Genomic DNA, 6,743 nt, shown 5'->3' on the forward strand with positions numbered 1-6,743 from the left:
CCATGTTTCGCTCTCTCCTCATCGAATTAAGTTTTTTATTCCCGCTAATTATTCTTAGCGGCGGTTTATGGCTGGTTGGGATTTCATTTGCGTGGCTCTGGCCGCTCATTCTCTTGTCGTATTTAGTGCGTCATCTGTATCATTTGGTGTATTTGACGTTATTAATTCGCCGCCAGCACCGCTTGATTCCGCCATTTCCATCTGGATTATGGGGCGATATTTACCGCAGTATTGCCCGTTATCAACAGCGTGGACGCAAAAGTCGTAAACGACAAATTCGCTTTTCCCGCCGCTTTCGAGAAGCTGCGAATGCAGTACCAGATGCGCTGGTTATTCTGAATAAACAACTCGGAATTGAATGGGCAAATCCAGCCGCAGCGCGGTTAATGAATATTCATTGGCCGGATGATGATGGACGACGATTTACTGAGATTCTCACTAATCCTGATTTAGACCTTTTTGTTGAAGCGGGCGAATATATGCGTCCGTTGGATATTGCTCCTGTCCACAATCGGGCGCTGATGTTATCGCTGCGGATTACGCCTTTTGGTGAACGTAAAAAACAACGTTTAGTCGTAGGACGCGACATCACTAAAATTTATCATTTGAATATGATTCGGCGCGATTTTGTGGCAAATGCTTCACATGAATTGCGCACGCCATTAACAGTTATTGCGGGATTTTTGGAGCCGTTAATTGATGCGCCCACTACACCAGACAATCATCAGCGCCCGCTGCGGTTAATGTTAAATCAAACTGAGCGGATGCGTTCAATTATTGAAGATTTGTTGACGTTATCGCGCTTGGAAATGCACGAGCATCAAGAAGAATGCACGCCAGTTGCGGTGCCGGATGAATTGCATTTGATTATGCAGGAAGCACAAGCCTTGAGTGGCGGACAACATCAGTTTGAGCTTCATATTGATGAAACGTTATTATTGCGCGGTAGTCAACCGGAATTGCGCAGCGCCTTTTCTAATTTGATTTTTAATGCGGTGCGCCATACGCCAGCCGGAACGTTGATTCGGATTGAATGGCGACGCGCTGATGATGCAGTGTTATTCAGCGTAGAAGATAACGGACCAGGTGTTGCGCAAGAGCATTTACCGCGTTTAACTGAACGCTTTTATCGTGTGGATTGCGCTCGTTCACGCGCATCTGGGGGCACTGGTTTGGGATTAGCGATTGTTAAACATGTCTTAAATCGCCACGGAGCGCGGTTATTTATTGCGAGTGACATCGGTCAGGGAATGCGTTTTTGTTGCCGCTTTCCGAATGAGCGCAGCTTGATTGAACAGCAGGAACATTGGAACCATGAACCGCAAAGCGCATAAAAAACGCAACGCGGGCTGCACGTTGTTTTTTTATTAAAGTCTTTGCGGTTCGAGGTTGGTCAAGCAGAAGGGATTACAGCGTGGTGCGCGGTGGCAGATCACTATTTTGCGTGGTGTAGTTCTTGAAATGCTTCATTCACCCGATCACGCAATTCTTTACCGGGTTTGAAATGCGGAGCATGTTTGCCAGCGAGCGCAACAGATTCGCCAGTTTTAGGATTCCGTCCTACGCGGGCTGGACGGTAATGCAATGAAAAACTGCCAAAGCCGCGAATTTCAATGCGCTCACCAGTAGCTAATGCTGTCGTCATGCGTTCGATCATTTTACGAACTGCCACCTCAACATCTTTATACGGAAGATGGTCTTGTTCGGCGGCTAAAATGTCAATCAGCTCCGATTTTGTCATTGGTGTCGCGTCCTAGAAAAAACTCGCGGGATTCAATAGTGAATCCCGCATTCAAATGCAATCAAGCGGGGGTTTTTAATTGCCCCGTTGTCCCTCTTCCATCTGTTCGCGCAGAATATCACCCAAGGTCGCCGTGCCACTGTTGGCATCACGCGAATAGCCCTTGATGGCGGATTGCTCTTCTTCCATATCTTTCGCTTTCATTGACAATGACAAGGTGCGGTTTTTACGGTCAACACCGAGGAATTTCGCCTCGATTTCTTCACCGACTTTTAATACCGCCCGCGCATCTTCAATACGATCTCGATTGATTTCGGAAGCGCGTAAATAACCTTCCACGCCATCGGCCAGCGTAATAGTCGCGCCTTTCGGATCCACATCTGCGACCACGCCGGTAACGACGCAGCCCTTTTCGTGGGTTGCAACAAAGGTGGAGAACGGATCGCGGTCGAGCTGTTTGACGCCCAGCGAGATGCGCTCGCGTTCGGGATCGACTGACAGCACGACGGTTTCCAGCTCGTCGCCCTTTTTGTAGCGGCGCAACGCCTGTTCGCCAGCTTCATCCCACGAAATGTCGGACAGATGCACCAGTCCGTCGATGCCGCCATCCAAGCCGATGAAGATGCCGAAATCGGTGATGGATTTGATCTTGCCGGAAACGTGATCGCCCTTTTTGTGGGTCGCTGCGAACTCGTCCCAAGGATTCAACGCGCACTGCTTGATGCCGAGCGAGATGCGACGGCGTTCCTCGTCGATGTCCAACACCATGACCTCAACATCGTCGCCGAGCGAGACGATCTTGCTGGGGTGGATGTTTTTGTTGGTCCAGTCCATTTCGGAGACGTGTACCAGCCCCTCAACGCCTTCCTCAATCTCCACAAAACAGCCGTAATCGGCGATGTTCGTGACCTTGCCGAAGACGCGGGTGCTTTCAGGATAGCGGCGCGAAATGTTGACCCACGGGTCTTCGCCCATCTGCTTGAGGCCGAGCGAGACGCGCTGGCGCTCGCGGTCGAACTTGAGCACCTTGACGTTGATTTCGTCGCCAATTTCAACCACTTCGGACGGATGCTTGACGCGCCGCCATGCCATATCGGTGATATGCAGCAAGCCGTCGATGCCGCCCATATCGAGGAAGGCACCGTAATCGGTCAGATTCTTGACCACCGCCTTGACTTCCATGCCTTCTTCCAAGTTTTTCAACAAGCTATCACGCTCGGCGCTGTATTCCTCTTCCACCACGGCGCGGCGCGAAACCACGACATTGTTGCGCTTGCGATCCAGCTTGATAACCTTGAATTCCTGCTCCTTGCCTTCGAGATACGCGGTGTCGCGCACCGGACGCACATCCACCAACGAGCCGGGCAAGAAGGCGCGGACTGCGCCCAATTCGACGGTGAAACCGCCCTTGACCTTGCCGTTGATCATGCCCTTCACGGTCTCGGCGTTCTCGAACGCCTTTTCCAAGAAATCCCACGACGCGAAGCGTTTTGCCTTCTCGCGGGACAGTCGGGTGATTCCGAAACCATCCTCAACGGCGTCCAGCGCGACGGCAACCTCATCACCGACTGCGACCTCAAGCACGCCTTCGGGACTCAGAAACTGGCTGCGGGGCACGACGCCTTCGGATTTCAGTCCGGCGTTAATCACGACATTATCTGCCGTGATCTCAATCACCGTGCCCATGAGGATCGCCCCGGGTTGGAGCTGGGTGGTGTTGAGACTCTGTTCAAAAAGTTCGGCAAAGCTTTCGGTCATGGGATGCAAGTATCCTGAAAACGGCGCGCCGTTCCGCCCGATCCGGGGCGAGGGGTATGAGTGAAATGAAAAGGCCGGTGCAATCAACACCGACCTGTGAAAATGAATCTGCGTGGTCATGCTGCCACAGAATTCACGACATCAAATTCGGAAAGACGCGCCTCACCTCTTCCCAGATTCGATCAAACACTTCCGTCACAGACAACGCGGTGGAGTCCACCACCACCGCTTCTGCTGCCGCACATAAAGGAGCAATGGCGCGGTTGCGGTCACGGTCATCACGCTGGCGAATGTCTGCAATCAGGTCAAAAAGGTTAGCATTCAACCCCTTTTCTATCAACTGTTTATACCGCCGCTGCGCCCGCACCTCGGCGCTGGCATCCAAAAAAATCTTCAGCCCCGCTGCCGGAAAGACCACCGTCCCCAGATCGCGCCCGTCCGCAATCAAACCCGGCAACTGCGCACACTGCCGCTGCCAATCCAACAACGCCGTGCGTACCGGCGGATGTGCTGCCACCTGCGACGCCGCCATCCCCACCGCCTCAGTGCGAATCGCGTCAGTCACCTCCGCGCCAGCGAGAAAGACCCGCCCTGCGTCAAAACGCAGCGCCAGCGTCGTCGCCAATGTTGCCAATGCTGGCGCGTCATCCAGCGCGATCTCCTGTTGCAGCGCCGCCAAACCCAGCACCCGATACAGCGCCCCGCTATCCAATAAATGCCAGCCCAGCCGCGCCGCCAGCAATGCCGCAATCGTGCCCTTGCCAGTGCCAGCGGGGCCATCAATCACAATAATCGGAATCACGTCCGCTGCTCCACGATATTTAATCCGCTGTTCGCAGCGAGCGTCGCAAAGCCGGGAAATGAGGTTTCGACATTCGCGCAATCGTGAATATCAATCACGCCGCTGGCGCGTAATCCCGCAATTGCAAAAGACATCGCTACCCGATGATCGCCATGCGCTTGAATTGGCCCACTGGTCGCAGTGGAAGTCATTTGTCCGCCAATAATCCGAATGCCATCAGAACGCGGTTCGGCGACAATTCCTAATTGCGTTAACCCATCTGCCATGACTTGAATCCGATCACTTTCTTTAACGCGCAATTCCGCCGCACCCGTTAAAATTGTTTCGCCGCTGGCGCAGGCTGCCGCAATAAAAATGGCGGGAAATTCATCAATTGCCAGCGGCACCTGATCGACCGGAATCTGAATGCCTTTTAATGGCGCATAACACACGCGAATATCTGCCACCGGTTCACCGCCGCAAGTACGGCGATCAATCAATTCAATATCCGCGCCCATCGCCCGCAAAATGTTAATAATGCCAACGCGAGTGGGATTGATGCCCACTTCTTGCAATAACACATCTGAACCCGGCGCAATGCTCGCGCCCACCATAAAAAATGCTGCCGAAGAAATATCCGCCGGAATCGTCAAGCGACAACCACTCAATCTCCCGCCGCCGGTCAAACACACGCGCAGCCCCTGCCGCCGCACCGAATAGCCAAAGGTGGTCAACATCCGCTCGGTGTGATCGCGGGTGCGAGCGGGTTCGGTGACGCAGGTGTCGCCTTCCGCATACAGCCCCGCCAGCAACACGCTCGATTTCACCTGCGCACTGGCGACCGGCAGCACGTAATCCAAACCGGCGAGCTGCGCGACTGGCGTGATCGTCAACGGCGCAGTGCCCTCCGCGCTGGCGGCAATTTGTGCGCCCATCTGCGCCAGCGGCTCCGTCACCCGCCGCATCGGTCGCCGTGACAGCGACGCATCGCCGATCAACGTCGTGCGAAACGCTTGACCGGCAAGCAAACCCGCCAACAGCCGCATCGACGTCCCGGAATTGCCCAGATCAAGCGGCGCAGTTGGCGCTTGCAGCCCGCGCATTCCCACGCCGCGCACCCGCACCTCGCCGCCGTGCGGCCCCTCAATCGCCACGCCGAGCTGACGAAAAACCGCCAGCGTCGCCAGCGCATCTGCGCCTTCTAAAAAACCGCTGATGCGCGTATCGCCCTCCGCGAGCGCCGCCAACATGATGGCGCGATGTGAAATAGATTTATCGCCGGGCACGCGCCATTGCCCAGTGCAGGTGCCGCCGGGCTTGATTTGATAATGAAGATTAGTGACCGCAGTCATCGTAGCTCCCACGCGCTTTTCAGTAAAAAAGAAATAGAGAAAACCGCGCATTCTAATCTTGCTACTGAGATATTTACAACCGTAAATGAACGCAGCGGTTGTCATTCAAAAAAACCGGCATTGCTTTTGAACGCTGACGATTGACGGCTTTACAGGTGTCGTTTATGCTCAGAACGAAATACGTTGATTGTGCGCACTTAGGAACCGCTGATCTATTTAATGTTCTCTGCGTTGCCCTTTTAAGGGCATATTTTTATAAATGTGATATTAAATAAACTGTTTCCGTTTTAATGATTCAATATAATCAACCCTTTTGTTAGGTAAAATTAAGGTACTTTTATGCGCTAGACTCTATTTTTCAGGTGTTTAATAGTGACGTTTTTGCTATTAATAGATTAGCCAGAGCAAACAAAGTTTTTAGTTGTGCGGTATTTTTGCAAGCCCTTTATAACGTACCTTACGGTGCATAAACAGATTTTTAATGATGTGAAATGGGTGTTCAACACGCGCTCGTATTTGCCCCTTTACTTTCTCAAGTTGTTGCGTGAGATTTTTTATTAAGCCATCATCCATTTTTTCAACGTTAGAACGTTTTTCAGTGATGTTCCAACTGACCATTTTTTCGTTAAACTTATCTTTAACTTCTTCGCGTTTATTCGCACCAGTGTAGCCAGCATCACCAAAAACTTGTTGTTCCTTACCGTGTAAAATGTTTTCAACTTGAGTGACATCATGCTCATTTGCCGCTGTGCCAACCACGGTATGCACTAACCCAGAATTAACGTCAACGCCAATGTGTGCTTTCATTCCGAAATACCATTGATTTCCCTTGCGAGTAGAATGCATTTCTGGATCGCGGGTTTTTGCTTGATTTTTTGTTGAAGAAGGGGCGTTGATAATTGTTGCATCAACAATTGTTCCTTGATTTAACAACAATCCTTTTTTGCTTAACTGCGCATTGATTGTAGAAAAAATCACGTTAGTTAGTTCATAACGTTCGAGTAAATGGCGAAATTTTAACAGCGTTGTCGCATCTGGTACCGATTCAATACTTAAATCAATGCCAATGAATTGTAGTAATGATTGACTATCGTAAATTGCATCTTCCAGT

General features: G+C 51.6%; 5 protein-coding genes and 1 pseudogene. 1 reads left to right on the forward strand and 5 read right to left on the reverse strand.

Features of this window, described 5'->3' with window-relative positions; all coding sequences use genetic code 11:
- Positions 1 to 2 precede the first annotated feature (2 nt).
- On the forward strand, positions 3 to 1,334 hold the full coding sequence (phoR, locus tag CKO12_RS10285) for a phosphate regulon sensor histidine kinase PhoR (protein WP_200154657.1): 1,332 nt from the start codon (positions 3 to 5) through the stop codon (positions 1,332 to 1,334).
- A gap of 101 nt (positions 1,335 to 1,435) precedes the next feature.
- Here the strand turns inward: phoR and ihfB are convergent, their stop codons facing one another.
- The 5 genes and pseudogenes from ihfB to CKO12_RS10310 form a co-directional block, all read right to left on the reverse strand.
- Positions 1,436 to 1,741, reverse strand: a complete 306-nt coding sequence (gene ihfB / locus CKO12_RS10290; RefSeq protein WP_200154658.1) for an integration host factor subunit beta — start codon at positions 1,739 to 1,741, stop codon at positions 1,436 to 1,438.
- A 75-nt stretch (positions 1,742 to 1,816) separates the two neighbouring features.
- Positions 1,817 to 3,499 carry a 30S ribosomal protein S1 gene (gene rpsA / locus CKO12_RS10295; protein WP_200154659.1) on the reverse strand — a complete coding sequence of 561 codons (1,683 nt, stop codon included), beginning with the start codon at positions 3,497 to 3,499 and terminating at the stop codon, positions 1,817 to 1,819.
- Positions 3,500 to 3,632: 133 nt separating this feature from the next.
- Positions 3,633 to 4,301 carry a (d)CMP kinase gene (gene cmk / locus CKO12_RS10300; RefSeq protein WP_200154660.1) on the reverse strand — a complete coding sequence of 223 codons (669 nt, stop codon included), beginning with the start codon at positions 4,299 to 4,301 and terminating at the stop codon, positions 3,633 to 3,635.
- Positions 4,298 to 5,632 (reverse strand): 3-phosphoshikimate 1-carboxyvinyltransferase, encoded by a 1,335-nt coding sequence (gene aroA / locus CKO12_RS10305; protein WP_200154661.1) that lies wholly within the window; start codon positions 5,630 to 5,632, stop codon positions 4,298 to 4,300. Before aroA ends, cmk begins: the two co-directional genes overlap by 4 nt.
- A 358-nt stretch (positions 5,633 to 5,990) precedes the next feature.
- Positions 5,991 to 6,743 (reverse strand): annotated as a pseudogene (locus CKO12_RS10310) (IS5 family transposase); the annotation flags it as partial.

Source organism: Chromatium okenii (assembly GCF_016583745.1).
GTDB lineage: Bacteria > Pseudomonadota > Gammaproteobacteria > Chromatiales > Chromatiaceae > Chromatium > Chromatium okenii.

Coding starts and splice junctions, on each gene's coding strand:
- phoR (WP_200154657.1), top strand. CDS start 3: ATGTTTCGCTCTCTCCTCATCGAATTAAGTTTTTTATTCCCGCTAATT.
- ihfB (WP_200154658.1), bottom strand. CDS start 1,741: ATGACAAAATCGGAGCTGATTGACATTTTAGCCGCCGAACAAGACCAT.
- rpsA (WP_200154659.1), bottom strand. CDS start 3,499: ATGACCGAAAGCTTTGCCGAACTTTTTGAACAGAGTCTCAACACCACC.
- aroA (WP_200154661.1), bottom strand. CDS start 5,632: ATGACTGCGGTCACTAATCTTCATTATCAAATCAAGCCCGGCGGCACC.